This is a genomic window from Nonomuraea diastatica (assembly GCF_004349015.1).
Classification (GTDB): Bacteria; Actinomycetota; Actinomycetes; order Streptosporangiales; family Streptosporangiaceae; genus Nonomuraea; species Nonomuraea diastatica.
The window spans coordinates 1-24,748 of the sequence record NZ_SMKP01000095.1 but is presented as its reverse complement, the minus strand read 5'-3'; the positions used below and the strand labels follow the sequence as shown (position 1 = coordinate 24,748).

The 24,748-nt window shown below is 71.9% G+C and carries 19 protein-coding genes; 8 read left to right on the top strand and 11 right to left on the bottom strand.

Features of this window, described 5'->3' with window-relative positions; all coding sequences use genetic code 11:
• Window positions 1-10 precede the first annotated feature (10 nt).
• The 4 genes from E1294_RS29450 to E1294_RS29435 are packed head-to-tail and all read left to right on the top strand — an operon-like array spanning window position 11 to window position 5,264.
• A complete protein-coding gene (locus E1294_RS29450; protein ID WP_132513734.1) occupies window positions 11-1,159 on the top strand; it encodes an ATP-grasp domain-containing protein in 1,149 nt (382 codons plus the stop codon).
• Window positions 1,156-2,643: an IucA/IucC family protein gene (locus tag E1294_RS29445; protein ID WP_132513732.1), complete on the top strand. Its 1,488-nt coding sequence runs from the start codon at window positions 1,156-1,158 to the stop codon at window positions 2,641-2,643. Before E1294_RS29450 ends, E1294_RS29445 begins: the two co-directional genes overlap by 4 nt.
• A complete protein-coding gene (locus E1294_RS29440) occupies window positions 2,644-4,197 on the top strand; it encodes an IucA/IucC family protein (RefSeq protein ID WP_132513730.1) in 1,554 nt (517 codons plus the stop codon). It begins immediately after the preceding gene.
• Window positions 4,194-5,264 carry a type III PLP-dependent enzyme domain-containing protein gene (locus E1294_RS29435; protein ID WP_132513728.1) on the top strand — a complete coding sequence of 357 codons (1,071 nt, stop codon included), beginning with the start codon at window positions 4,194-4,196 and terminating at the stop codon, window positions 5,262-5,264. The genes E1294_RS29440 and E1294_RS29435 overlap by 4 nt, the downstream gene beginning before the upstream one ends.
• On the opposite strand, the gene E1294_RS29430 is transcribed toward E1294_RS29435, so the two are convergent.
• Together E1294_RS29430 and E1294_RS29425 are read right to left on the bottom strand one after the other, a co-directional pair.
• A complete protein-coding gene (locus tag E1294_RS29430; RefSeq protein WP_132513726.1) occupies window positions 5,224-8,520 on the bottom strand; it encodes an ATP-dependent helicase in 3,297 nt (1,098 codons plus the stop codon). The genes E1294_RS29435 and E1294_RS29430 overlap by 41 nt on opposite strands.
• Window positions 8,514-11,726: an ATP-dependent helicase gene (locus E1294_RS29425; RefSeq protein ID WP_246083353.1), complete on the bottom strand. Its 3,213-nt coding sequence runs from the start codon at window positions 11,724-11,726 to the stop codon at window positions 8,514-8,516. Before E1294_RS29425 ends, E1294_RS29430 begins: the two co-directional genes overlap by 7 nt.
• Before the next feature lie 242 nt (window positions 11,727-11,968).
• On the opposite strand from E1294_RS29425, the gene E1294_RS29420 reads away from it, so the two are divergent.
• On the top strand, window positions 11,969-12,355 hold the full coding sequence (locus tag E1294_RS29420; RefSeq protein WP_342775091.1) for an NUDIX domain-containing protein: 387 nt from the start codon (window positions 11,969-11,971) through the stop codon (window positions 12,353-12,355).
• A gap of 18 nt (window positions 12,356-12,373) precedes the next feature.
• Here E1294_RS29420 and E1294_RS29415 read toward each other — a convergent pair whose 3' ends face one another.
• The 9 genes from E1294_RS29415 to E1294_RS29375 form a co-directional block, all read right to left on the bottom strand.
• The gene (locus tag E1294_RS29415) at window positions 12,374-15,121 is read right to left on the bottom strand and encodes a CDP-glycerol glycerophosphotransferase family protein (RefSeq protein WP_132513724.1); all 2,748 of its coding nucleotides are present in this window, start codon (window positions 15,119-15,121) and stop codon (window positions 12,374-12,376) included.
• 207 nt (window positions 15,122-15,328) lie between these two features.
• The gene (locus E1294_RS29410) at window positions 15,329-15,643 is read right to left on the bottom strand and encodes an MGMT family protein (protein WP_132513722.1); all 315 of its coding nucleotides are present in this window, start codon (window positions 15,641-15,643) and stop codon (window positions 15,329-15,331) included.
• A complete protein-coding gene (locus E1294_RS29405; protein WP_132513720.1) occupies window positions 15,631-15,990 on the bottom strand; it encodes a hypothetical protein in 360 nt (119 codons plus the stop codon). The genes E1294_RS29410 and E1294_RS29405 overlap by 13 nt, the downstream gene beginning before the upstream one ends.
• A gap of 48 nt (window positions 15,991-16,038) precedes the next feature.
• The gene (locus E1294_RS29400) at window positions 16,039-17,187 is read right to left on the bottom strand and encodes a S8 family serine peptidase (protein ID WP_132513718.1); all 1,149 of its coding nucleotides are present in this window, start codon (window positions 17,185-17,187) and stop codon (window positions 16,039-16,041) included.
• Window positions 17,181-18,083, bottom strand: a complete 903-nt coding sequence (locus tag E1294_RS29395; RefSeq protein ID WP_132513716.1) for a hypothetical protein — start codon at window positions 18,081-18,083, stop codon at window positions 17,181-17,183. Before E1294_RS29395 ends, E1294_RS29400 begins: the two co-directional genes overlap by 7 nt.
• Window positions 18,084-18,136: 53 nt before the next feature.
• Window positions 18,137-19,357: a S8 family serine peptidase gene (locus E1294_RS29390; protein ID WP_132513714.1), complete on the bottom strand. Its 1,221-nt coding sequence runs from the start codon at window positions 19,355-19,357 to the stop codon at window positions 18,137-18,139.
• Window positions 19,358-19,377: 20 nt separating this feature from the next.
• Window positions 19,378-20,097, bottom strand: a complete 720-nt coding sequence (locus E1294_RS29385) for a hypothetical protein (RefSeq protein WP_246083352.1) — start codon at window positions 20,095-20,097, stop codon at window positions 19,378-19,380.
• Window positions 20,098-20,119: 22 nt separating this feature from the next.
• Complete coding sequence (moeZ, locus tag E1294_RS29380) at window positions 20,120-21,301, bottom strand: adenylyltransferase/sulfurtransferase MoeZ (RefSeq protein WP_132513712.1); 1,182 nt, start codon at window positions 21,299-21,301, stop codon at window positions 20,120-20,122.
• A 44-nt stretch (window positions 21,302-21,345) separates the two neighbouring features.
• Window positions 21,346-22,338: an alpha/beta fold hydrolase gene (locus tag E1294_RS29375; protein ID WP_246083351.1), complete on the bottom strand. Its 993-nt coding sequence runs from the start codon at window positions 22,336-22,338 to the stop codon at window positions 21,346-21,348.
• A gap of 696 nt (window positions 22,339-23,034) precedes the next feature.
• Here E1294_RS29375 and E1294_RS29370 point away from each other — a divergent pair.
• From E1294_RS29370 to E1294_RS54790, 3 genes are all read left to right on the top strand, one after another.
• Window positions 23,035-23,364, top strand: coding sequence for a hypothetical protein (locus E1294_RS29370; protein WP_132513710.1), 330 nt, complete (start codon window positions 23,035-23,037; stop codon window positions 23,362-23,364).
• A 384-nt stretch (window positions 23,365-23,748) separates the two neighbouring features.
• Window positions 23,749-24,036 carry a hypothetical protein gene (locus tag E1294_RS29365; protein WP_132513708.1) on the top strand — a complete coding sequence of 96 codons (288 nt, stop codon included), beginning with the start codon at window positions 23,749-23,751 and terminating at the stop codon, window positions 24,034-24,036.
• A 319-nt stretch (window positions 24,037-24,355) separates the two neighbouring features.
• On the top strand, window positions 24,356-24,748 hold a 393-nt coding region (locus tag E1294_RS54790), incomplete at its 3' end, for a hypothetical protein (protein WP_220448000.1).

The following is a 24,748-nucleotide window of genomic DNA, read 5'->3' as shown; positions in this document are numbered from 1 at the left end:
GGTCCTCGCGTTGCGGCTCTACCTGACCGCGCTCAAACCGACCGACTCTGTGACGGACGGCTTCCTGCCCGCGGCACGCGCGCTGGGCTGCGAGGTGACGATCCTGACGGACCGGCCTGAGCGGCATCCGCACGCGGTCGCGTGCGACGTGCGGGATCCGCGCGCGCTGATCGACACGGTCGAGCAGCTCGGCAGACCCGACGCGATCTTCTCCAACTCCGACCACCTGCAGGCGGAGACCGCGCTGGCCGCGGACTACTTCGGGCTGCCCGGCAAGGACTGGCGGGCGTGCGTGGCGGCCAAGAACAAGTTCCTCATGCGGCGCCGGCTACGGGAGGCGGGGGTCGAGCAGGTCTTCACCGTACGGCTCGCGCCCGGCGACCCGGTGCCCGACGACCCGCCCTACCCGATCGTGCTCAAGCCGCGCGAGGGCGTGGCCAGCGAGGACGTCATGCTCGTCGAGCGAAACCTGGACCGGGCCGTGGCCGAGGTCAGGAAGAGCCGGCCGGGCGAGGCGCTGGTCGTGGAGGAATACCTCGAAGGGCCGCTGCGCACGCTGGAGACGCTGGGCGACGGCACCGGGCCGCGGGTGCTCGGAGGGTTCGAGACGACGCTGGGGCCGCTGCCGTACTTCGTCGAGGAGCGGCTCGACTGGGCGCCTGACGGGCCGCACGAGCACGTGCTGAAGGCGCTGCGGGCGCTCGGGGCGGGGTTCGGCGCCTGCCACACCGAGTACGTCGTCACCCCGCGCGGGCCGAGGATCGTCGAGGTCAACTACCGGGTGATCGGCGACCACTGTGACTTCCTGCTGGGTGACGTGCTCGGGGTGCCGCTCTTCGCGTGGATCCTGCGGGTGCACCTCGGCGAGCCGGCGCCCGCCGTACCCATCCCCGGCCCCGTCCCCAGCGCGTACGGGAGCGCGGTCAGCCTGGTCGCCGACCGGCCGGGGACGATCAAGCAGGCGCCCGGCCACGAGTCCGCCGTCGACGGTGACGTGCGGCTCTGGCACCGGCCGTTGCGGGCCGTCGGCGACGTCGTCTCCCTCACCCACACCAACCGCGACTACCTGGGCGTCGTTCGCGCGGTCGGGCCCGACCGGGCGCGGGTCGACGCGGCCATCGCGGACTACCGGGCCCGCCGGCCGTGGGTGCTCGAATGAGCGCCAGGGAGACGTACCTCGCCGCGCGGGTGCTGAACGCCCTGCTGCGCGAGGACTACGGCGGGCTGTCCTCCCGTGTCACCAGGACCAGGGACGGCGTCGGACTGCTGCTGGCGGACGGCCGCTGGGTGCGCCTGGCACCAGGGCTGGTGTTCCAGGACTTCGTGGTCGCCGAGGGCGAGCGGCTGGGCCTGGAGCAGGTGCTGGAGACGCTCGTGGAGGTGGCCGACCCCGCCGACGCCGAGGGGGTCGCGGCGTTCTTCGAGGAGTGCCTGGCGGCGCTGGCCGCGCTGGAGGCGCACGACGCGCGGGCGGGCGAGGTGCTGGGGCGGCGGCCCTCGTACGAGACGCGGGCCGCGTTCGTGGACCATCCGGTTTACCCGACCTCCCGCGCCCGGCCGGGGTTGTCCGAGGACGACCTGGTGGCCTACGCGCCGGAGTTCGGGCCCGCCTTCGAGCTGCGGTGGGCGGCCGTGCCGCGCGGCGCGCTCGCGCCGCGCTCCGCCGTGCGCCTTCCCGCGGAGGCCGACCCCGGCCTGCCCGTGGGGCCCCGCGAGGCGCTGTTCCCCGTGCATCCGCTGACCACCGGCGAGGTGCGGAAGATCGACGGCGTACGCCTGCTCGACCAGGCCGCGGTCACCGTGCGGCCCACCCTGTCCATGCGGACCGTCGAGGTCACCCCCCGGCTGCATCTCAAGCTGCCCCTGCCGATCAGCACGCTGGGAGCCAGGAACCGCCGCTCGATCAAGCCGGGGACGCTCGCCGACGGCGCCAGAGCCGAGCTGCTGCTGCGCGAGCTGGCCGACCCGGACGTGCTGCTGGCCGACGAGCAGACTTACGCGCATACCGGGGACGAACATCTCGCGTGGATGGCCAGGCGGCTGCCCGCGGGCGAGCTCGTGCCGGTCGCCGCGTTGACCGCCCCCGGCGTGCTCGACGAGGTGGGCGACGTGCTGCCCGGCTATCTGCGGCTGCTGTTCCGGTGGAACGTACGGCTCTTCGTGCGTTTTGGCGTCGCGCTGGAGGCCCACCAGCAGAACCTCGCCCTGGTCCTCGCGGGCGACCGGATGAAGCTGCTCGTCAAGGACAACGACGGGCTGCTGGCCTCACCGGCGCGGCTGGCCACCGCCGGGGTGGCGGTGCCGGAGTTCGGGGACGAGCGCATGCTGAACGACGATCCGCACGCGCTGGCCGACGTGTTCGTGACCATCACGCTGCACCTGGCCGCCGCGGCGGTCACGTTCGGGGCGCTGCCGCACGCCCGCGCGTCCGCGTTACTGCGCGACACGCTGGCCGGAGCGCTCGCCGAGTACGGCGACGACCCCATGGCCAGGCTCCTGCGCGCCAGAACGCTCGACGCCGCCAGGCTGACCGGCAAGTCCATGATCACAGCCGGGACGCTCGTGGCGAAGGAGCGGTCCGGCGCCCGCGACATCAACAAGTTCTACGGGACCAGCGGGCCCAACTATCTGAGGAGAGCTTGAATGCCGAGCCTTGAGGGACTGGCCGTGGAGGCGCCCTCCTCCCTGGCCGAGGAGGCGACGCTGGCGGCCCTGCTGCGCTGCTGCGTGCGGGAGGTGGCCGGGCCGCGCGGCCTGGTGTGGCCGGCGCCGCCGTACCTGCTGCTGCGGGTCGCGGGCACGCTGCTGCGCGTGCGTGCCCACGGCGGCGCCGCGCTGCGCTTCGACGGCCCGCCGGAGCGCCTGGCCGGCGGCGCGTGGCAGGTGCTGACCACGGACGAGCTGATCGGGCTGGCCGAGGCCGAGCTTGGAGGCCCTGAGCCCGGACGCAACGGCGAGTTCGCCGGTCAGGTGGCGGCCAGCAGGGACGCCGTGGCGGCGATCCTGACAGCGAGGGACGCGGCCGTGGCGCCCGCCGACCCGTGGCTGGCGTCGGAGCAGGCGCTCGTGTTCGGCCATCCGTTCCACCCCAGCCCCAAGGCGCGGGGCGGGGCCGGCTGGCTGCGGTACGCGCCGGAGGCGCACGCCGAGTTCCCCGTCAGGCTGCTCGGCGTGCGGGCGGACCTCGTCGCGCAGGACGGGGACGCGTCGGCGCTCGACGCGATGGGCGGCGCGCCGGCGGGCTACCGGCTGCTGCCCGCGCATCCGTGGCAGATCGACCTGCTGCGACCCGCGTTCGGAGCCGAGCTGGTCGACCTGGGGCCAGGCCCCGTCGTGCAGCCGACCTCGTCCGTACGGACGGTGTACGCCCCGGAAACAGAGGTCTGTCTGAAGTTCTCCCTGGATGTACGGATCACCAACTGCGTACGGAAGAACGCCTGGTACGAGCTGGCCGGGGCCGTGGAGCTGACCAGGCGGCTCGACCCCCTCTTTCGTGACGTGTCGGCCAGGCATCCCGCCACCCGCTGGCTGCCCGAGCCCGGCTACCGTTCGGCCGCTCTCGGTCCGAGGCTGCTCGAAGGGCTGGGCGTGATCGTCAGGCAGAGCCCGTGGGCCGCCTGCTCCCCCGGCGTGACCCCGGTGCTGGCCGCCGCCCTAGCCCTCGACGCCCCCGCCCTGGATCCGCTGCCGTGGTGGGAGGCGTACGTGCGGGTGGTGGCGCTGCCGGTGCTGGACCTGTACTTCACGCATGGCGTGGTGCTGGAGCCCCACCTGCAGAACGTCCTGGTCGGCCTGGACACCTCCGGGCTGCCCGCGCAGGCCGTCTTCAGGGACCTGGAGGGCACCAAGCTCGTCAAGGGCCGGCACGACCTCGGCGGCCTGCACCCCGACGTCGCCGGCGCCCTCACCTACGACGCCGACCGGGGCTGGGCCCGGGTGGTCTACTGCCTGCTCGTCAACCACCTCACCGAGATCGCCGCGACGCTCGCCGGGCCCGACGACGCGCTGCTGCGCACGTTGTGGCGCATCGCCCGCGACCTGCTCGCCCGCCAGGCCGACGAGCTGGGCCGGCCGCTGCCCCTCTCTGACCTGCTGGCCGGGGCGCCGCTGCCGGCCAAGGCGAACCTGGGCGTGCGCTGGGCCAGGGCGGCCGACCGCGCCGCCGGTTACGTCCCGATCGCGAACCCGCTCGCATGATCAGCGCCCGCGTCCAGGACGCCGCCACGAGCCTGCCCGCCGTCCCCGCCTACCTCTATGACCTGCCCGCGCTGGACGAGCACGTCGCGTCCGTACGGCGGGCGCTGGGGGCGGCCGAGCTGTACTACGCCGTCAAGGCCAACCCCGACGCCGAGCTGCTGCGCGTGCTGGCCGGGCACGTGGACGGGTTCGAGGTGTCGTCGGGTGGCGAGCACGCCCACGTCACGAGCCTGTTCCCGGGCATGCCGGTGGCGCTCGGCGGCCCCGGCAAGACCGATGCGGAGCTGCGCCTGCCGCACCACCGCCTCCACGTGGAGTCGCCGAACGAGCTGCGCCGCCTGCTCGCGACGGGCCTGGAGGCCGACGTGCTGCTCCGGCTCAATCCCGACCTGCCGGTGGAGGGAGCGGCGCTCACGATGAGCGGCCCGTTCGGGATGGACGAGGAGGGCGTGGCCGAGTGCCTGCCGCTGTTCGGCGAGCGGGTGCGGCTGCGCGGCCTGCACACGCACCTGGCCAGCGGGCTGGACGCGGACCGGTTGCTGCGGCTGGCCGGGATCCTGCTCGGGGCCGCGTACGACGAGGTCAACCTGGGCGGCGGCATGGCGGTCTCCTACTCCGCGCCGGAGACGAGGTTCGGCTGGGAGGTGTACGGGGCCGGGCTGGCGGCACTGGGCCGGGGACGGCGGCTGCGGATCGAGCCGGGCCGGGCGCTGACCGTCTACTGCGGCTTCTACGTGACCAGGGTCGTGGACGTGAAGCGGGTGCGCGGCGAGGCGTACGCGATCGTGCTGGGCGGCACCCACCACCTGCGTACGCCGGCCACCAAGGGCCACGACCAGCCCTTCACGGTCCTCCCCACGGGCGCGGGGCCGGGGGTCGCCGACGAGCCGACCACGTTCGTCGGCCAGCTGTGCACCCCGAAAGACGTTTTCGCCCGAAATATCGTGACCACGGCCCGCGTGGGCGACACCGTGGTCTTCGAGATGGCCGGCGCCTACGCGTGGAACATCTCGCACCACGACTTCCTCATGCACCCGAAGCCGGCTTTCCACTATCTGCGCTCCTGACGCTCTCGATGAGCGCCACCAGGCCGTCGGCGTCGAGCAGGTCGACCGGGCGCACCGTGCGGTTCGCGCGTACGTAGTGGAAGGCCGCGCCCACCCGCTCCAGCGGCACGCCCGCGAGATGCGACCAGGCCAGCCGGTACGCCGCCAGCTGCACCGACGCCGCCCTGGCCTTCTTGCCCCTGGGCGGCTGCCCGGTCTTCCAGTCGACGACCTCGTAGCCGCCGGGCCGCTCGAAGACGGCGTCCATCCGCCCGCGCACCAGCCGGTCGGCGATCATGGTCTCGAACGGCACCTCGAGCTCGACCGGCCGCCGGTCGGCCCACTCGCTCTCCTCGAACCGCTCCTGCAGCTCGGCCAGCCGCACGTCGGCCTCTTCGAGCTCGTCGTACAGGTCGAGCTCGAAGTCGTCGATCAGCCGCTGCTGGTCCCAGCGCGTCTCCAGCCACTTGTGGAACGACGTGCCGCGCCGGGCCAGCGGCGCGGGCTTGACCGGGACGGGACGGCGGATCCTGCGGGCCAGCTCGCGCGCGTCGGCGGCCAGCGTGACCAGCGACGACACGGTCAGCTTCGCGGGCAGCTCGACGATCGTCGCGGGCCGGCGCCGGTGCAGCTCGCGCTCGCGCAGGAGCAGGTCGGTGTCGCGTTCCCAGGCGCGCAGGCGCTCCTCCTCGAACGACCGCAACGGCTCGCCCGCCTCTTCGTCCTCGTCGAGGTCGCCGGAGAGTTTGCCCGCGAGGGCGTCCTCGACCAGGCGGGCGCCGTCGATCACCGACTCGTAGCGCAGCCCCTCCGGCGTGACCGGCCAGACGGCCTCGGCGGGCTCGGCGAGCAGCGGGTTGGTGGCCCCCTCCCCCAGGTCGCCGGCCCAGAACGAGACGCGGTCAGCCGTGTCGCGGATCTCCAGCAGGAAGTCGGACGGCTCCAGCGGCTTCGTCGCGGTGCCCCAGCGGTAGCCGGAGGCGATCAGGTGATAGTGGGCCCTGGTCACCGCGACGTACGCCAGCCTGCGCTCCTCCATCAGGTCGCGCTCGCGGCACCGCTCGTCGAACGCGGCCAGCTCCTCCTTGCTCAGCCCGCCGAGCCTGGGCAGGTCGGCGGCGTCGCCGCGCAGGGAGTAGGGGAGCTTGCGCGGGTTCTCCGTCCAGCGGCTGTTCATGACCGGGGTGGCGGGGAACACGCTGCCCGTGGCGATCGTGCCCTTCGAGCTGACGAGCTGCGACAACCCCGGCACCACCACGATCGGCCATTCCAGCCCCTTGGAGGCGTGCACGGTCATCAGCTTGACGCTGTTGCTCTCGCCGACCCGTCCGGCCTCCAGCCCGAACTCCTCGCTCTCGGCCGCCTGCAGGTAGGCCAGGAACGCGCCGAGGGTCGGGTCCTCGGCGTCGCCCGCGAACCTGGACGCCGCGTCGAGGAACGCGTCGAGGTCGGCCCGCGCCGCGAACGCGCTCGCCGTGCCGCTGCGCGCGGCCACCTCGACGTCCAGGCCGAGCCGCCGCTCGACCTCGGAGATCAGGTCGGGTAGCGGCTGCGCGGTGTGGGCTCTGAGCTGGCGCAGCTCATGGGCGAGCGCGACGAGCCTGGTGCGGGCCGGCGGAGAGAACGCCTCCAGCCACTCCTCCCTGTCGGGCAGCTCGTCCAGCGCGTCGACCAGGCTGCCGCGCTCCTCCGCCAGGTCGGCCACCACCTGGTCGAGCGGGTCGTCCTCGCGGTGGCTCTCGCTCAGCTCGCGGGCCAGCTCGCGCGCGTGCTCCCCCAGCACCCGCAGGTCGGCGGGGCCGATGCGCCAGCGCGGCCCGGCCAGCAGCCTGGCCAGCGCGTCGCCGGCCGTGGCGTCGTAGAGGACGCGGAGGGTGGCCACGATGTCGCTGACCTCGGGCACGGTGAGCAGGCCGCCGAGGCCGACCACCTCGACCGGGATGTCGCGGTCCTCAAGCGCCCTGCGCAGGGCCGGGAACTGCGAGCGCTTGCGCGCCAGGATCGCGACGTCCTGGGGCTGCACGGCGAACGTCTTCTTGCGCTCTTGCTCACCCCAGGGCATGCCGTCGGGGGCGACCTCCTGGCCGAGAATCCTGGCGATGCCGTCGGCGATCCACGCGGCTTCGTCCTCGGCGGTCTCGTGGAAGGCGCAGGTGACGCGGCCCCGCTCGACGCGGTTGGGGCCGGGGACGAGGACCGGCACCTCGCGGGCCTCCATGCGCAGCGGGAGCTGGACGCGGGCGGCGACGTCGAGGACACGGTCGCCGTTGCGGAAGCTGACGCTGAGCTGGCGTACCGAGGCGAGATCGCCCGAGCTTGTCCGGAAATCTCGGGAAAAGCGGCGGAGATTGCCGGAGGAGGCGCCGCGCCAGCCGTAGATCGACTGGCAGGGGTCGCCCACGGCGGTCACCGGATGGCCGCCGCCGTAGAGGGAGCGCAGCAGCACGAGCTGGGCGTGGCTGGTGTCCTGATATTCGTCGAGCAGCACTACGGAGAAGCGGGCGCGCTCGATCTCGCCGACCTCCTTGTGGCCGGCGGCGATCCTGGCGGCCAGCGACATCTGGTCGCCGTAGTCGATCACCTCGCGGCGGCGCTTGAGCCGTTCGTACGCCTCCGCCAGCGGCAGCAGCTGCTCCCTGGCCTCCTGGACGCTGAGCGGCTTGCGCTGCGCGAGCGTCGTGCGGCCGGGCAGCACGGCGAGGCGGTCCTTCAGCCGCTCGCCCAGCCGCCTGACGTCGGAGGGCGAGCGCAGATGCTCCGACAACTCGCCCGCCAGCTCCAGCACGGCGGCCGTGACCGACGGCGGGCCCAGCTCGATCTTGTCCATCGGCCCGTCGTACATCGCCACCACCCGCGACGCGAGCTGCCACGACACGGCGGGCGTGACCAGGCGCATGGTCGGCTCCAGCCCTTCGCGCAGCGCGTGGTCGGTCACCAGGCGGGAGGCGTAGGCGTGGTAGGTGGACACTGTGGGCTCGTTGTCGAGCGCGCCCGGCTCGACCAGGCCGGCCTCCGCCAGGCCGGACAACCGTTCCCTGACCCTCGTGGCCAGCTCGGCCGCGGCCTTGCGGGTGAACGTCAGGCCGAGCACGTTCTCCGGCTTGACCAGGCCGTTGGCGACCAGCCAGACCACGCGGCCGGCCATCGTCTCGCTCTTGCCCGAGCCCGCGCCCGCCATGACGACGGCCGGCTCCAAAGGCGCCTCGATGATCGCGGCCTGCTCGCGGGTGGGGGGCAGGATGCCGAGCTTGCCGGCGAGTTCGGCCGGGGTCAGCACACCTGGCCCCCGTTGTCGTTGACCGGGCAGCTCGCCCTGGCCGCGCAGGTGCGGCAGCCGTCGTTGACCTTGGCCTGGAAGAACGGGCCCGACATGCCGGTCGCCACGGTGTCGACCAGGTCTGCGGCCCAGCCGGGGTCGCGGTCGTCGGCCAGCGCGCCCTGCCGCTGCTCCAGCGCCTCCTTCTTGCCCGCCGCCTTGCCCAGCTGCACCAGCGCGGCCCCGCCCGGCTCGGTCATGCCGTGCCGGGCGAACGCGCCGAGCAGCGCCGCGAGCTGGTAGACGCCCAGCTGCGGATGGCGGTCGAGATCACCCGCCTTGGGTTTGGCGCCGCCGGTCTTGAGGTCGATGATGACCGCGCGATTGCCGGAGTCACGCTCGACCCGGTCGACCCGGCCCTTGATCTGCACGCCGTCGGAGAGCATCGCGGTGAACGCCTCCTCCAGCGCCACCAGCTCGCGCGGATTCTCCTTGTGCCAGCGCAGGAACTTGCCGATCATCTGCTCGGCGACCTGGCGCTGCTTGCGGTTGTACCAGACGCCGCCGAAGTCGAGATCGTTCCAGACCTGGTCGAGGCGGTCGCCGAGGAGATCCTCGCTGGGCAGGTCGGTGGCCGCCAGGACGGCCAGCGCGTGGATGACGTTGCCCAGGCCCTGGGCGGTGCTGGTGCCCGCGGCCCCGACCGCCGTCTCCAGGAGCCAGCGCAGGCCGCACTTGGTGAAGCTCTCGACCGCCGACGGCGAGATGCTGACGACCCCGTCGGGCCAGCTCAGGGCACGATCGTCGGAGATGGGGGTGAGGGCGTACCAGTCGTTGGGGTGGGCACCCTGGACCCCCGCGGCGGCCAGGCGGGCGAGCTGGCGCGCGGCATTCTGGCGCATCTTCGCCGGCTTGGTGGGGTCGGTCACCGCGCTGCGCAGGTCGGCCACGAGCGCGGACATGGTGAGCCAGCGGGCGCGGTCGTCGACCGTGGCCGTCTCCACCGCGCCCGGCATCAGCTCGCTCAGGAACCTGGACGGCCGTTCGTCGGTGTCGTCGCCGCCCACGGCCGTCACCACGAGCCTGCGCCTGGCCCTGGTCGCGGCGACGTAGAACAACCTGCGCTCCTCGCCCAGCAGCTTGGAGACCAGCGAGGCGGCGCTCGGCTCGGCGCCCTCGACCACCTCGACGAGGTCCTCGACGCCGAGCAGCGACCCGCGCAGGCGCAGATCGGGCCAGACGCCCTCCTGCACACCCGCGACCACGACGACGTCCCACTCGAGACCCTTCGAGCGGTGGGCGGTCAGCACGCGTACGGCGTCGCCGTCGGGCGCCCGGTCGGCCAGCGTGTCGCCGGGGATCTCCTGGGCGGCCAGGTCGTCGATGAACACCTCGGGGCCCGCCTTGGGCATGCGGTCGACGAACCTGGCCGCGTGGTCGAACAGCGCCACCACGGCGTCGAGGTCGCGGTCGGCCTGCGCGCCCCTGGGGCCGCCCGCCAGGCTCAGGTCGGTCCAGCGCTCGGACAGGCCGCTGCCCTGCCACACGGCCCACAGGAGGTCTTCGGCGGTGCCCTCCTGCTGTGCGGCCTCCCTGGCGGTGGCGAGGAGCCCCGCGACCCGCTCGGCGGGCAGGGCGATGTGGGGCTCGACGCGGGTGAGCTCGCGCACGTCCTGCACGGCGGCGACGAGCAGCTCGCCGGACGAGCGTGCCACTAACGGCCGCTCGTCGTCGCCGGTGTCCGTCTCGCGCAGCGCGGCCACGGCGTCGTTCTCGGCGATCTTGAGAGCCCGGCGGAGCCGGCGTACGCCGATCATGTCGGTGCCGCCGAGCGGGCCCGTCAGCAGCTCCTCCGCCACCGGCTCGTCGAGCTGGGCCGGGTCGAGCGCGACCCGCAACATCGTGAGCAGCGGGCGCACGCCTGGCTCCTGGGCGATCGGCACCTCATCGCCCGCGATCATCGTCGGCACACCCGCGTTGACCAGGGCCCGCCGCAGCAGCGGCACCTGGCGTTTGGCCGAGCGGACCAGCACCGCCATCCGGTGCCACGGCACGCCGTCGATCAGGTGGGCCCGCCGCAGGGTGTCGGCCACGATGGCGGCCTCCTGGCTGGTGCTGTCGGCCAGCAGCACCCGCACGTCGCCGGCTTCGGCGTCGGGGAGCGGCGTCAGGTCGCGGTGGTCGTGCTCGTGCCCGTACGCGTGGTCGGGCATGGGGGCGACCGGCAGCCGGGCGGCGACCCTGCGCGAGGCCTCCAGCAGGTCCGCGCCGCTCCTGCGGCACGCCCGCAGCGCCAGCACCCGGGCGGGGCGGCCGTCGCGGGCCGGGAAACGCTCGGGGAACTTCATGATGCCCTGCACGTCGGCGCCCCTGAAGCCGTAGATCGACTGGTCGGGGTCTCCCACCGCGACCAGGTCGCGGCCGTCGCCCGCGAGCTGGGCGAGCAGCAGCTCCTGAGCCGGGTCGGTGTCCTGGTATTCGTCGACGAACACCACGTCGTGCGCCGCCCGCTCGCGCGCCAGCACCCCGGGCCCGGCCAGCAGCGCCGAGGCGGCCCTGACCAGCTCGGCGTAGTCGTAGGTCTCCTCGGGGTCGAGGTCGAACCTGTCCTGGTAACGCTCGGCGAACCGGCCGACCGCCACCCAGTCGGCGCGTCCGTGCCGCCGGCCGAGCGCGACCAGGCGCTCGGCGTCGAGGCCGCGCTCGTTGGCCCGCGACAGGAAGTCGCGCAACTCCTCGGCGAACCCGCGGGTCTTGAGCGGTTCGCGCAGCGACGCCGGCCAGTCGGGCGCGCCGTTCTCCAGCTCGCCATGGAGCAGGCGGCGGATCTCCAGGAGCTGCTCGGGACCGGTGAGCAGGCGCGGCGGGAGCTTGCCTTCGAGCACGGACTCGCGGCGCAGAAGGGCGTAGGCGTAGGAGTGGAAGGTGAGGGCCAGCGGGGTGCGGGTGGTGCGGCGCAGGCGGGCGGTGACGCGCTGGCGCAGCTCCTCGGCGGCCTTCCTGCTGAAGGTGAGGATGAGCACCCGCTCGGGGTCGAGACCCCGCCGCTCGATGCGGTCGACGACGCTCTCCACGATCGTGGTGGTCTTGCCGGTGCCGGGACCGGCGAGGACGAGGAGGGGGCCGCTCTCGTGCTCGACCACGGCACGCTGGTGCTCGTCGAGCACAGGAGGCACAACAGGGCCGCTGTTGCCGCGACGCACCAGCCGCCAGGTCTGACCACTCACAACACTAGATTCCACCAGACCACAGGGGTAGATCGTGCCGACTTGCCCGGTCTCCTTGCACGATCCGCCTACCGTATCGAGGCAAATATCCAGATCCCCGGCGACACGCCGCCCCGCCGTTCGCCCTGAGCTTCACCTCTGCATACAGAGAGTTGATATCAAGTAACTTAGGGTTATGTTCTGGCTGGTCCGCTCCGAGACGCCGCAGCACTCTGACGAGTGGCTGGACCAGGGTCGCCGACGTGGAGCTGCCCGACGGGCGCCACCTCGGCCACCGGCTCGTCCGCACCGCGCCCGGCGCGCGGGTCGTCGTCACCGACGGCCACGACCGGGTGCTGCTGATCTGGCGGCACCGCTTCATCACCGACACCTGGGGCTGGGAGATCCCGCTCGGGCGGATCGACGAGGGCGAGATGCCGATCGCGGCGGCGGCCCGCGAGGTCGAGGAGGAGACCGGATGGCGGCCTGGCCCGCTGCGCCCGCTGCTGTCCGTCCAGCCGCTCAACGGGCTCTCCGACAGCCTGCACCACGTCTACCGCGCCGAGTCGGCCACCCGCGTCGGGCCGCCCGCCGATCCCGCGCACGATCCTGGCAGGCGCCTCCTCCTGCCGGACCTGCCCGACCTCTGACGACCGGCCGCCGCCCCGTCAGGGGAAGAGGTGGTCCACCACGCGCGCCGTGGCCTTGCCGTCGTCCTTGGGCGCGAACGTGGCGCGGAAGGCGTCGTACCGGTCCGCGTGTGCCGCCGCCACCTCGTCGATCGACCTCAGCGCGTCGATCACCTCGGCCGACGTCGACAACACCGGCCCCGGCGCCTGCTCGGGCAGGTCGAGGTAGAGGCCCCGCTTCGACGAATATTTCGCCAGGTCGTAGCCGTAGAACACGATCGGGCGGCCGGTGCAGACGAAGTCGAACATGACCGAGGAGTAGTCGGTCACCAGGACGTCGGTCACCAGAAGCAGCTCGGCGATGTCTGGATATGTGGTGACGTCGCGGGCGATGTCGGGGACAGCAGGCATGGCCTGCATCGGGTGGGCGCGTACGAGGATCTCGTGGTCGGCGCCCAGCGCCTCCCGGGCCTTGGCGAGGTCGAGCTTGACCATGGCGTTCTTGCGGTCGTAGTCACGCCACGTCGGCGCGTACAGGACCACCCGCTTGCCCGGCGCCAGCCCGAGACGCTCGCGCACCGCAGCCGCGAGCGCGTCGCGGTCGGGCGAGGTGAGCACGTCGTTGCGGGGCAGGCCGCTCTCCAGCACCTCACCCTTGTAGCCGAACGCCTTGCGCAGCACCGGTGTGGCCCACGGCGACTGCGACAACAACAGGTCCCAGCCGCGCACCTCCGCCGCCTGCCGGTACCAGATCGGCGGCTTCGGGTCGCGCTGCATGTGGGGCTGGTCGTTGCCGAGGTGCTTGGCCGGGGTGCCGTGCCAGGTCTGCACCACGACCTGGTCCTCGCGGGCGCGGAACCACGTGGGCAGGAACGCGTTGGTGATGATGTGGCGCGATCTGGCCAGCGCCGCATGGTGCTCGCGGCTGCCGGCACGCACGACGGTCGCGCCGCCCTCCGGCACGAACGCGCCGTCCTTGACGATCCAGATGTGCTCGCGGTCGTCGCCCCGCCGCAGCCGCTCCTCGTAGATCGCGCGGACGCTGTCGGCGTACAAACGCCCGTCGTTGACGACGTAGGCGGTCGCGTCCGTCAGCGGCTCGGAGCGCTGGGCCGGGTAGAACACGCGGCGCAGCACGTGGGTGCCCGCCACGCCCCGCTCGTCGGCGGGCCGGTCCTCCTCGACCGTCACCACCGGCACGTCGAACCGCGTGGAGATCATCCGGTACGTACGCCCGTCGAACGTGCGCGGATCCTCGTCGAACCCGGGCAGCGCGGCGTGGTCGACACGCAGCGGCACGATCTCACCCGAGGGGTGGCGCACCGACAAGTTCCAGGTGCCGGACGCCAGCGGCACGGCATCGCCGAAACGGTCCATGGCCGCCGGCTCGACGCGTACGGTGAACGCGTCGCCGGACCGCTCCATGGGAATCCAGTAGGACAGCCCCGACCTGTGCCGCAGCGTAAGCGTGCGGGAGCCCGGCGCGTCGGGATAGTCGCCGCGCAGGACGAGCACCGGCCCTTCCCAGTCCACCGAGGTGATCACCGGCCGGATGCGGTGGGCGGAGACGACGACGCGGTCACGCCGGTCGCCGAGCACGGTGATCTCGCGGTCGCCCACGGTCGTGCGGGTCTCCACCAGGTCGGCGAGCATGACCGACGCGGCGGGGTCGCCCTTGGGCTCGACCCAGAGCCGCCGGCCGTCCTTCTCCTGCAGCAGCGCGGGCACGGCCAGCCCGACGACGACCTGCGTGCCGTCGCCCGAGGGCGTGAAGTCGGCGGCGATGCGGTGGCCGCCCAGCCTGGCGTGACCCTTGGTCACCGTACGGCCGGGCAGGGAGATCGTGAGTTCGAGGCGTTCGCCGTCGACGGACACGCCCTTCAGCTCGGCCCGGTTGGGCTGGAGCACGACCTGCAGCGCCCTGTCGGACGTCCAGACCGGCCTGGCCCACCAGCCCGGCTTCAGCCGGCGCCCGGCCGGGCGCTCCGGCCTGCCGACCGAGAAGCCGCGCAGCAGGCCGGTGGCCCGCGCCCCCCGGCTCCAGAACACGATCTCCGCGCGCCACGTCGTGGCGTCGGGTACGGAGGGCCGGTGGCGCATCCGGCGGCGCACGGCGGACACCGCGCCGCGGACGGCACCGCGCCAGCGCAGCGACCACGGGCTGAGATCCGCGCTGAATCCGGACCAGTCGTAGTTGCAGCCCGGCTCGCGCGCCCCGTGAGTGGCCTCGGGGGCGAGGACCCGGCGTGTGCGCATGCGGATGGGCGGCAGCCACCGAGGGCCGCGCAGCACCACGGTCGCCCAGTTGAACCTGCGGCTGCGCACGGACAGACCCGCCAGGTAGGCGAAACCGGTGACGCGCAGCTTGCCGTCGACCCAGACGATGTCGTCGATGTGGGTCACCGGGACCAGGTCGGAGCGGCGCAGCCGGAGCAGGTCGGGCGGCAGCTCGTCGCTGAAGGGCAGCTCGGCGTACCAGCGCAGGCCCTTGCGGATGCGCTTGGACGGCTCGGCCGCCGCGGCCACGACCGTGGTGAGCGTCTCGCCCTCGACGAGCTCATCGTCGGGGCGGTGCTCGATCAGGTGGCAGATGACGCGGCGCGCGACCGGCAGGTCGCGTTTGACACGCGCGTCGACGCCCGCCAGGTAGGGGCGGATGACGTGGAGCAGCTCACGCCGGCGCGCCGCGCCGCGCTTGACCGCGAGGTCTATACGGTTCCCCAAAGGGCCGCTCAGCACCTCGGTGTCGAACGCCGCGTCGCGACCGCCTGGACCGACCGCTCGCATGACCGCTTCGAGAGGCTCGCCACGATCACAAAGATCTTGGACAGCCTTCAGGCGGTCGGCGAGCGAATCGCCGCCCTGGCTTTGGGCTGTAACGCCGGTGGCCATAGGGAGGCACCGCCTTTCGGGCCGCCATCAGTGTTTTGCCCATGGTAATGGGCGTCACATGTCACAGAATCGCCCGTTCGGCGAAAGTGCTGGTCAAGCCGCTTACTGAAAATCCGCTGAACGCCCGTCCCAGCGGGCCCGCCGCATGTCCACCCGCTCGCCGCGCAGCGGCGTGCCCTCCTCGCGCCAGTGGGCCAGGCATCTCCGCAGGTGGTCGGGGGCGGCGCCGCTGCCGTCAGCGTGCACGACCCGCCACCACGGCACGCCGCCGCCCCACGTCGACATCACCGCGCCGACCTGACGCGGACCGCCCTCGCCGAGGTATTCGGCTATGTCGCCGTAGGCCATGACCTTGCCCGGCGGGATGCGCTCCACGAGATCGAGCACCTTCTCCGCGAACGGGTTCATGGAGTCCATGCGGCCGGCCCAGCGTCGATGATCTCGTCGAACTTGCCGATCTCCACCGTGCCGCCGCCCGCCTCGACCTCGATGACGCCGTCACGCAGGGCGTAGACCTCGCCGTCCTCGCCCACGAGCCGGGCGCCGAGCGCGGCCGACAGCCGCAGGAGTTGTGCCACCTGCCAGTCGGAGCCGGGCTCGCCGATCAGCTGGTCCTCCCAGCGTGCCACCACGTGCGTGGCGCCCCCGTGACCGGCCACGATCTCGTCAGATCCGCGCAGCTCGAAACCGGCCGGCGCGATGGCCTTCGCGAGCTCCGCGAAGGCGAGTGGCGACTCACGCACCACCCGCAGCTCGTATCCCATGACGGGGGACCATAGCGGATCTTTACTCCTCTCGTCGTCGGGAGCCTTTCACTCCTTGCGCTGATTGAGCATGATGATCGCGCCGCAGAACGCCACCAGCGCCACCAGCACGCCGCCGCCGTACAACACCAGGCGGAGCGGGTCGGGCCCAGGAGGCCCCGGAACGGGTGAGTCCTCGCCCTCCCCGAAATGCTTGATCCCCGGCACGACGCCGCGTTTCGCGCCGGTCAGGCGTCCGGCGGCGGTGAGCGCGGCCGCCGCGTCGACCACGCCGAACCCTGTCCGGTCGTCGTAACCGGCGGCGGGCCGGCCCTTGGCGCTCGACGACAGCGCCTGGGCCACCTGCTCCGGGCGCATCTTCGGATAGCGCGACTTGATCAGCGCGGCCACGCCCGCCACGAGCGCGGCGGCCGAGCTGGTGCCCTGCGACATCTCGTAGCCGCTCCTGCGCTTGACCACCGGCACGTCGACGCCGGGCGCCGCGACCAGCACCGACAGGTTGTCGCTGCTGAACGTCGCCCGCCTGCCCTGCTTGTCGGTGGCCCCCACGCCGATGACGCCCGGGTAGCCGGCGGGGAAGCTCCAGTAGGAGGTGCCCTCCTTCTTCGCGTAGTCGGTCTGGCCGTCGTTGCCCACGGCGGCCACCAGCACGACGCCCTTGCCGAGCGCGTAGGACACGGCCTCACGCTCGGACCTGAGCGGGCCGTAGGAGCCGATCGACATGCTGACGACCTGGGCGCCGTGGTTGGCGGCGTAGCGCAGGGCGCGGGCAAGCGGGCTCTCCGGCGATCGCCCCTCGTCCGGCGCCGGCGTGGTCATCGTGGGCTCCTCGTCGGTGACCAGGGGCAGCGAGAGGATGCGCGCGGCCGGGGCGACGCCGGTGAACCCGTCGTCCTCGCCCGAGCCGGCGATCAGCCCGGCCATGGCGGTGCCGTGCCTGCCCGGCGACACTTCGCGGCTCACCGCGCCCGAGGTCATGTCGGGACCGGCGCTCACGCGGCCCTTGAGCTCTTTGACCTCGCCGTCCACCGCGCTGTCCACGACGGCGACGGTGACGCCCGCGCCCTTGGTGACCGACCACGCCTGCTCGACGTTGAGCGCGTCCAGCACCCACTGCTGCTGGTCGCGCACGGGGTCGGCGGCGGGTCCTGCCAGGACGAGCAGCGCGGCCGTGAGCGTGCGTACGGCGTTCAGCACACGTTCCCCTGGGTACAGGGCGGCACCTTGGGCGGGTCCGCCAGGAAGTAGGCGATCTGGTTGCCGACCGACTTGGCCGCCGGCCACAACTCACTGTGCAGGATCTCCTCGGGCGGGACCGCCGCCCTGGTGCGCCCGTCGGCGTAGCCCGCCGTCGAGAACACGATGTACGGCCCCGCGCCCACCCAGCCGGTGCGCTGGCGCTGCTGCGGGCCGAAGCGTTCGGCCACCGTGCCGGGGAAGGCGACCGGCAGCACGCCGACGCGGTCGTCCTTGGTGAGCTCGTCCGTCGCCGAGACCCTGGACTCCTCGTTCTCCAGCACGGCGACGCCGACCGTGATGACGAACGCGGCCGTCTGGTCGGTGTACGTGGCCCGCAGCATGGTGACGCACCCGTGGCTCTGCAACACCCCGGCCACGGAGGCGTCCACGCCCTTGCCGCAGTCGGTCTCCGGTGCGATGCCGACGCGCCTGGCGTACTGCTGGGCGCGGTCGAGGCCGACGTACTTCACCTCTTCCGGGAAGACGCCCGTGGCCGGCCACGCCTGCCAGCGCCTGGCGATCTCCTCGTCTTTGTACTGGTTCTGCTCGGCGGCGGTCAGCGGGCGCGAGCGGGTCTCGGCGACCAGCCCGACCGCGCCCAGCAGCACGACGATGACCGAGACGGCGACGATGACGCCGAGCAGCGCGACGAAGATGCGCCGGTAGCGGATGCCCTGCCTGAGGTTCTCCATCTGGGCGCGCTGCCGGGCGGCCGTGCGCGTGCGGGAATTGGCCGCGGGCCATGCGCGGACGCGTGACCTGCGGCCGGTCGCGGCACCGAGCGGGTTGCTCCGTTGCTGCGTGGCCTCTCCCCCGGCGCGCGGAAGCCCTGAGGTCGTCCTACGTGCCTTCACCACCGCCTCGTTCCCGCGTTCGCTTGTCTATTTCGTCCCCCTAAGTAGGCGGATCATGCCTCTTGTGAACTCTGTGCCCGGCGTACGCGCCTGACCAGGATGAATATGACGGCCAGGGACGCGAGCGCACCGGCGCCCGCCGCGGCGGCGATGGCGGAGTAGAGCGTCACCTGCCGCCGGTCCCTGGTGATGACCTTGACAGGGCCCGCGTCGGCGCCGGCCAGCGGCTTGGCCGGGTCGTGGGCATCGGCGCCGGTGGCGGTCTCGGTGTGCCCGGCGAGCATGCCGGCCTCGGCCAGCGCCCTGGCGGCGTTCACGACGCCGAAGCCGGTGGCGGTGTCGTAGCCGCCGGGCGGGCGGTCGGTGGCGCCAGTGGAGAGGGCGCGGGCGACGAGCGGCGGCGACATATCCGGATATTTCGCTTTAATGAGGGCAGCTACCCCGGACACCAGCGCGGTCGCCTGCGAGGTGCCCCTGCCGACCCAGTATTCGTCGCCAGGGCCCGCACCCATGATGTCCACGCCGGGCGCGGACACCAGCACCGAGGAGTTCCAGTTGGAGAACGCGGCCCGCCGCAGCCGCCGATCCGTCGCCCCCACCGAGACGACCCCGGGGAACGCCGCCGGGTAGGAATAGGGTGCGAAGTCGCCGTCGATCTTGCTGTCGCCGTGGTTGCCTGCGGCGGCCACGAGCACGACGCCCTTGGAGATGGCGTAACGGATGGCCGCACGCTCCTGCCGGGTCGCCAGCTCTTTGGAGATCGACATGTTGATCACGTCTGCTCCCTCGTCCACCGCGTAGCGAATGCCACGGGCCACCACGTTCTCGAAGCGCTCGGCGGAGTTGAACTCCCGGAAACCGGGCTCTTCATCCTCAAGGATGACCCTTACTGACAGTACGTGTGCTTCGGGCGCGACGCCGATGATCCCCCGTTTTCCGTTGGGCCCGTGGCCGTGCCCGGCGATCAGCGAGGCCATGTACGTGCCGTGCAACCTGCGCGGAGTCACCCCCAGCGGGTTTGCGCCCTCAGTGAAATCCTTGCCCACGCGTACCGAGCCGGCCAGGTCACGATGGCGCGGGTCGACACCGGAGTCGAGCACGGCCACGAGCACCTCTGCGCCCTTGCTGGTGCGCCACGCCTCGGTGAGGTCGAGCGTCTCGATCACCGCCTGCTGGCCGCCCCGCACGTCGTCGGCCCAGACGGGCGGGCCGGCGGGCGGCGTCACCAGCAGCAACGACCCGAACGCCGCCGCCACCGCACTTCGCCTCAGCACGGCACCGCCTCTGCCCTGCCTCAGCACGTCCACTCCTTGGCCGTGCAGTCGGGCATCCGCGGCGTGCTCAGCTCCGACAGCACGTGCTCGGAGATCTCGGTGGCGAAGGCGAAGATGGCGGGCCGCTGCTCGGCCACCGCGTCGGCGGGCCGCCCGTCCACCTGGCCTGCGGTGGTCAGCACGAGATAGGGGCCCGCCTGGCGCACCGAGCCCGCCTGGCGTACGACAGGAGTGAACCGGTCGGCCACCGTGCCGCGAAGGGCCAGCGGCCGCAGGCCAGGCGCGGGTTCGCCGTTGTCGGAGAAGGCGGACTTGGCGTGCAGAGCGCCCCGCTCGTCGCGCATGGCGACGACGCCGATCGTCACGAGCACTCCGCGTAGCGCGTCGATGTAGGTCGCCCGCACCACGCCCCGGCAGCCCGCCGTGCGCAACGCCGTGGCGGCCTTGGCGTCCACGGAGTCCGCGCACGAGGTGCGTGGCGAGATGCCGATCCTCCTGGCGCGCTCTCGCCCGCCCTGCTCAGCGGCGTAGGGCAGGGTGGCGGGGAAGATGCGGCCCGTGGGCCAGGCACGCCAGCGTTCGGCGATCTCGCGCTGTGCCGCCGCGTGCAGCTCGGCCGTGCTCGGCCCGCGGGTCAGCTCTGTGCCCGCCGCGCTGCCGGCCACCCCGGCGGCCACCGCGCAGATCAGCGTCAACGCGGAGGCCGCCACCAGGGTGGGCCAGGGGCGTGCGGAATCCACGGCGAGCGCCCCTTTGAGACCGTCAGTAGCTGGGCAGGCTCGGGTCGACCGTCTTGACCCAGCTCAGCACGCCACCGCCGACGTGGACGGCGTCGGAGAAACCGGCGTCCTTGACGACCGCCAGCGCCTCGGCCGAGCGCGCGCCCGACTTGCAGTGCAGCACGATCTTCTTGTCCTGCGGCAGCTTCTCCAGGGCCGAGCCGTTGAGGAAGTCGCCCTTGGGGATCAGCGTGGCGCCGGGGATGGAGACGATCTCGAACTCGTTGGGCTCGCGGACGTCGACGACGTAGATGTTCTCGCCGCGGTCCATCATGCCCTTGAGCTCGAGCGCCGTGATCGTGGAGCCGCTGGCGGCCTCGGCGGCCTCGTCGGAGATCGCACCGCAGAACGCCTCGTAGTCGTCGAGCAGCTGCGTGACCGTCGGGTTTTTCCCGCACAGCACGCACTCGGGGTCTTTGCGGACCTTGACGTCGCGGTATTTCATCTCCAGGGCGTCATAGATCATCAGCCGCCCGACCAGCGGCTCGCCGATGCCGGTCAGCAGCTTGATGGCCTCGTTGACCTGGATGGAGCCGATCGACGCGCACAGCACGCCGAGCACGCCGCCCTCGGCGCACGACGGCACCATGCCGGGAGGCGGGGGCTCAGGGTAGAGGCAGCGGTAGCACGGCCCGTGCTCGGCCCAGAACACGCTCGCCTGTCCGTCGAAGCGGTAGATCGACCCCCAGACGTACGGCTTGCCGAGCAGCACCGCGGCGTCGTTCACCATGTAGCGCGTGGCGAAGTTGTCGGTGCCGTCGACGATGAGGTCGTAGCCGGAGAAGATCTCCATGACGTTTTCCGTGGTCAGCGCCGTGTTGTGGATCACGACGTCGACCAGCGGGTTGATCTCACGGACCGACGCGGCGGCGCTCTCGGCCTTCGGCCTGCCCACGTCGGACTGGCCGTGGATGACCTGGCGCTGCAGGTTGGACTCATCGACCACGTCGAAGTCGATGATGCCGAGGGTGCCGACGCCGGCCGCCGCGAGATAGAGCAGCGCGGGCGAGCCCAGGCCCCCGGCGCCCACACACAGCACCTTGGCGTTCTTCAGCCGCTTCTGCCCCGCCATGCCCACATCGGGAATGATCAGGTGACGCGAGTAGCGGCGCACTTCGTCGACGGTCAGCTCTGCGGCCGGCTCGACCAGCGGTGGCAACGACACTTTCTACGCTCCCGTTTGCAGGGGGACTCATCTCACCTTGAAACCTAGCTGGCGAGTCGGGCATTCCCCAATCGAGTCTCACCGATCAGACGGCGTGCCTCCGCCGCCACGACCTGCGGTGTCTCCATCATCGCCACGTGCCCGGCCGTGGGCAGCAACACCAGCCTCACCTTCCGGAACGTACGGTACGCCTTCGCGGCCATGGCCGGGCGGACCAGACGGTCGTGCCGCCCGTGCACGATCAGGGTCGGCGCCTCGACCTTCGCCGCCTGGCGCCAGAGGTTGTCCTCGCCGAAGCGGAAGTATTCGGCGACGATGCCCCGGGCGGACGCGACCACGGCCTCCCCGGCGTGCGGGAGGTCGTCACGCCTGCGCTGCTCGTCGACGGCGTCGCGCAGGCGTTCGGGATGGACGGCGTCCGCGTTGGCGTAGACCATGGCGAGCGAGGCGCTGACCCGCTGCTCCACCGGAAGCAGCCGCATCGTGTTCGCCGCCCACTCGCCCAGTTTGGGCAGCGCGGCGGCGGCCACGCGGACGGGGCCGTACCTCGGGAGCAGGTCGGGCAGTGCGGGCGAGATGAGGGTGAGCGAGCGGACCAGGTCGGGACGGCAGGCGGCGACCCTGACGGAGACCGCGCCGCCGAGCGAGTTGCCGAACAGATGCGCCGGGCCCGTCCGCTCCAGCAGGCCGATCACGGCCTTGGCGTGGCCCGCGACGGTGTAGTCGCCGTCGGCGGGGACCGGCGAGTAACCCGCGCCGGGCAGGTCCAGGGCGTGACAGGTGACCTCGTCCTTGAGCTCGTCCATGAGATCGGTCCAGTTGGTCGCCGAACCCGCCAGCCCGTGCACGAAGACGGCCTGTTCCGTCGGGCCCTCCCTGACCGCGTGCGCGTGCGCCGCGCCCGGTCCCTCGCCATGGGGCGGCCTGGCGGTGGAGGAACCGGCCCAGGTCTCGCCTGGGGCCGGCTGGGTGGATCGGACGTGCACCGAGCCGATCATGCGTCCCGGCCAGTGCGGGACCGGCTCCGCGGTCATCATCGAACCTCCTTCGTCGCGCTCGGACGTCTCTTCCCCTTTCCTCAACGATAACCACGCCCTCCGGCGCGGCCGGAGGTGTGACGGGCGGGCTTGCGGGGCCACGCCGATTCGGACATATCGGCATATATCGCTTCATAGATATCTAAGGGATCTCATGACAGCCCAAGACTGCGGCAAAAGCCGGCGTTTGCCGTTTATGACAGGCCGACTCGGAAAGCATCAGACCAGCGACACCTAACGTAATCGCCGAAGCACGTAGCGTTAATGGCGGGATCGACGAAGGCGCGGCGCCGCCGCTCCCATTCGAGCATGCCCGCCGGCGCGCGATTTTGTGCCTCCGGCAGGTCGCGCCATTCCATCGTGTCGGCGAATACGTACGCCAGAAATCAGATCAGGATATTGCGCTCGGCGCGGCCAGGAAGTTCGGACGCCGGGGCGGGCAGTATCCGCCATTCCGTGCTGCGGCCCTCTGGGTGGCGGCACAATCGGACATATCATGCCATTTCACTGCATAGACGTTTAAGCCGAGCAATAAGATTGTTAATGCACAGCAAAATAGGGTGATTCCTGTTTGCCCGCCCACAGCCCCGGAAATGACTTTCCACGGATGACTCTTCAGCAGCCGTCCAAGACCTGTTTTCAGGTAACCCGAAAACGTCGAGAACGGGGCAACCGATCCTTTAGGGGGAAAACGCAATGCCCAAGCTCAAGAGTGTTATCGCAGGCCTCGCCCTTAGCACGGCGATGACCGGCGGCGTGGTCGGCCTGGGCGCGACCAGCGCCGAGGCCAACACCCCGGTCCGCACCGGCCCGTCCGTCGTCACTGGGGACGACGGCGGCTGGGGCTGGGGCTGGGGACACCGGCGTCACCACCGCCAAAGCTGCAAGCGTCACGGCCACCACCACCACGGTGGCTGGGGCTGGGGACACCGCCGTCACCACCGCGGGAACATCTGCGTCGTCATCCGCAATGACAACCGCAACGAGAACGGTGAGCGCCGCCACCACCACAACCGTGGCTGGTGACATGCCCGTGAAATGATGGCGCAGGAATGAGCACCCGTTATCCGTGAATGGCCGTCGTGCACAGCGACGTGAACACGACCGGCGAATGTCGGGCTCATTTCTCCTCATCTTGCACGGCACTCCCGGTGAGGGCTCCACTGGCATCGGCCAGGGGGCCCTCGCTGCATGTGTACGGGCATATAGCGACGACGGCGACCCCCACAAAGCCATGCAGTTCTCTACTATCCGGCAAAACTGGACAATTCCGGTTAGATGGTCATTGAGTCGGATATATGTAGACCACGGATGAATCGCTAGCGAGGCATCCGATCCCGTTTCCCACCGATCCTCGCGATCGCAGGAAATGGGAGAACGGGGCAATCGATCCTTTAGGGGGAAAACGCAATGCCCAAGCTCAAAAGTGTTATCGCAGGCCTCGCCGTCAGCACGGCGCTGACTGGTGGCGTGGTCGCCGCGGGCGCGACCACGACCGCTGCCAGTGCCGCCACCCAGGTCAGCGCGGGCACGTCCGTCCTGGCGGGCGGTCACTGCCACAAGCGCCGCTGCGGTTGGGGCTGGGGCCGCTGGGGCAAGTGGCGCCGGCACCACCACCACGGCCACGGCCGCATCCGGATCGTCATCATCAACCGGAACCACAACCACAACCGCTTCGACCACGACCGGTTCAGGTGATCGGGCTCACGCCATAGCCTGAGCCCGGTGGCGCGCTCCCTGTGCCACCCCCGGAGTCCGCCGAGGCGATGAACTCCGGTTCACCACAGAGTGCCCGCATTCGCGGCGACCGACGTCCTCCTTCCCGGAGTTTCGACGTCCACCCAGCGGATGCGGGCACTTCGCGTTCCTCGTACCGAACTCCGTGGATCCTCCTCTTCGCCGGCGACGAGCACGCACCACCGAACCGGAGCCCGCACGAGGCGTCGGTTTCCTGGCAGGAGGCGTGGGACGGACAACGGCATGCGCCCGGGGCGCCTTGCCACACGGATGCGCGGGCGTGCCGACCGCCACACGGGCGGGCGGGCGCGCGGGCGAGGCCATGGACACGCAGGCGGACCGACGGGTGCACCGGTGCACGGACGAGCAGGCCGACGCACCGGCGGACGGGCGCACCAGCGGGTCGAGCACGCCCGCGTGCTCCGGCACCATGCCCCCACTGGAGCCTGGCCGACGCCCCGCCGACCGTGCCATGCCGGTCGCGCGGCCGGCATGCCGCCTGCTCACGCGCCCGCCGCTGGAGGTTGCGGCGGTGGAGGTGTTGACGGGCGGTGGGAGGACGGCGGTGTCAGCGGCACGATCACGGGTCGAGCAGGCGCGGTGGATGAGGGTGGGTGGCGGGAAAGTGGCCCGGGTGTTGGTGGCGGGAAGGCGGCCCGGTGGGGTGGCGGCA

What these genes read in the sequence shown, in the direction of transcription:
- E1294_RS29375 (WP_246083351.1), bottom strand. Translation starts at nt 22,338, where the DNA reads ATGATGACCGCGGAGCCGGTCCCGCACTGGCCGGGACGCATGATCGGC.
- E1294_RS29410 (WP_132513722.1), bottom strand. Translation starts at nt 15,643, where the DNA reads ATGGACTCCATGAACCCGTTCGCGGAGAAGGTGCTCGATCTCGTGGAG.
- E1294_RS29440 (WP_132513730.1), top strand. Translation starts at nt 2,644, where the DNA reads ATGCCGAGCCTTGAGGGACTGGCCGTGGAGGCGCCCTCCTCCCTGGCC.
- E1294_RS29405 (WP_132513720.1), bottom strand. Translation starts at nt 15,990, where the DNA reads ATGGGATACGAGCTGCGGGTGGTGCGTGAGTCGCCACTCGCCTTCGCG.
- E1294_RS29435 (WP_132513728.1), top strand. Translation starts at nt 4,194, where the DNA reads ATGATCAGCGCCCGCGTCCAGGACGCCGCCACGAGCCTGCCCGCCGTC.
- E1294_RS29445 (WP_132513732.1), top strand. Translation starts at nt 1,156, where the DNA reads ATGAGCGCCAGGGAGACGTACCTCGCCGCGCGGGTGCTGAACGCCCTG.
- E1294_RS29365 (WP_132513708.1), top strand. Translation starts at nt 23,749, where the DNA reads ATGCCCAAGCTCAAAAGTGTTATCGCAGGCCTCGCCGTCAGCACGGCG.
- E1294_RS29370 (WP_132513710.1), top strand. Translation starts at nt 23,035, where the DNA reads ATGCCCAAGCTCAAGAGTGTTATCGCAGGCCTCGCCCTTAGCACGGCG.
- E1294_RS29415 (WP_132513724.1), bottom strand. Translation starts at nt 15,121, where the DNA reads ATGCGAGCGGTCGGTCCAGGCGGTCGCGACGCGGCGTTCGACACCGAG.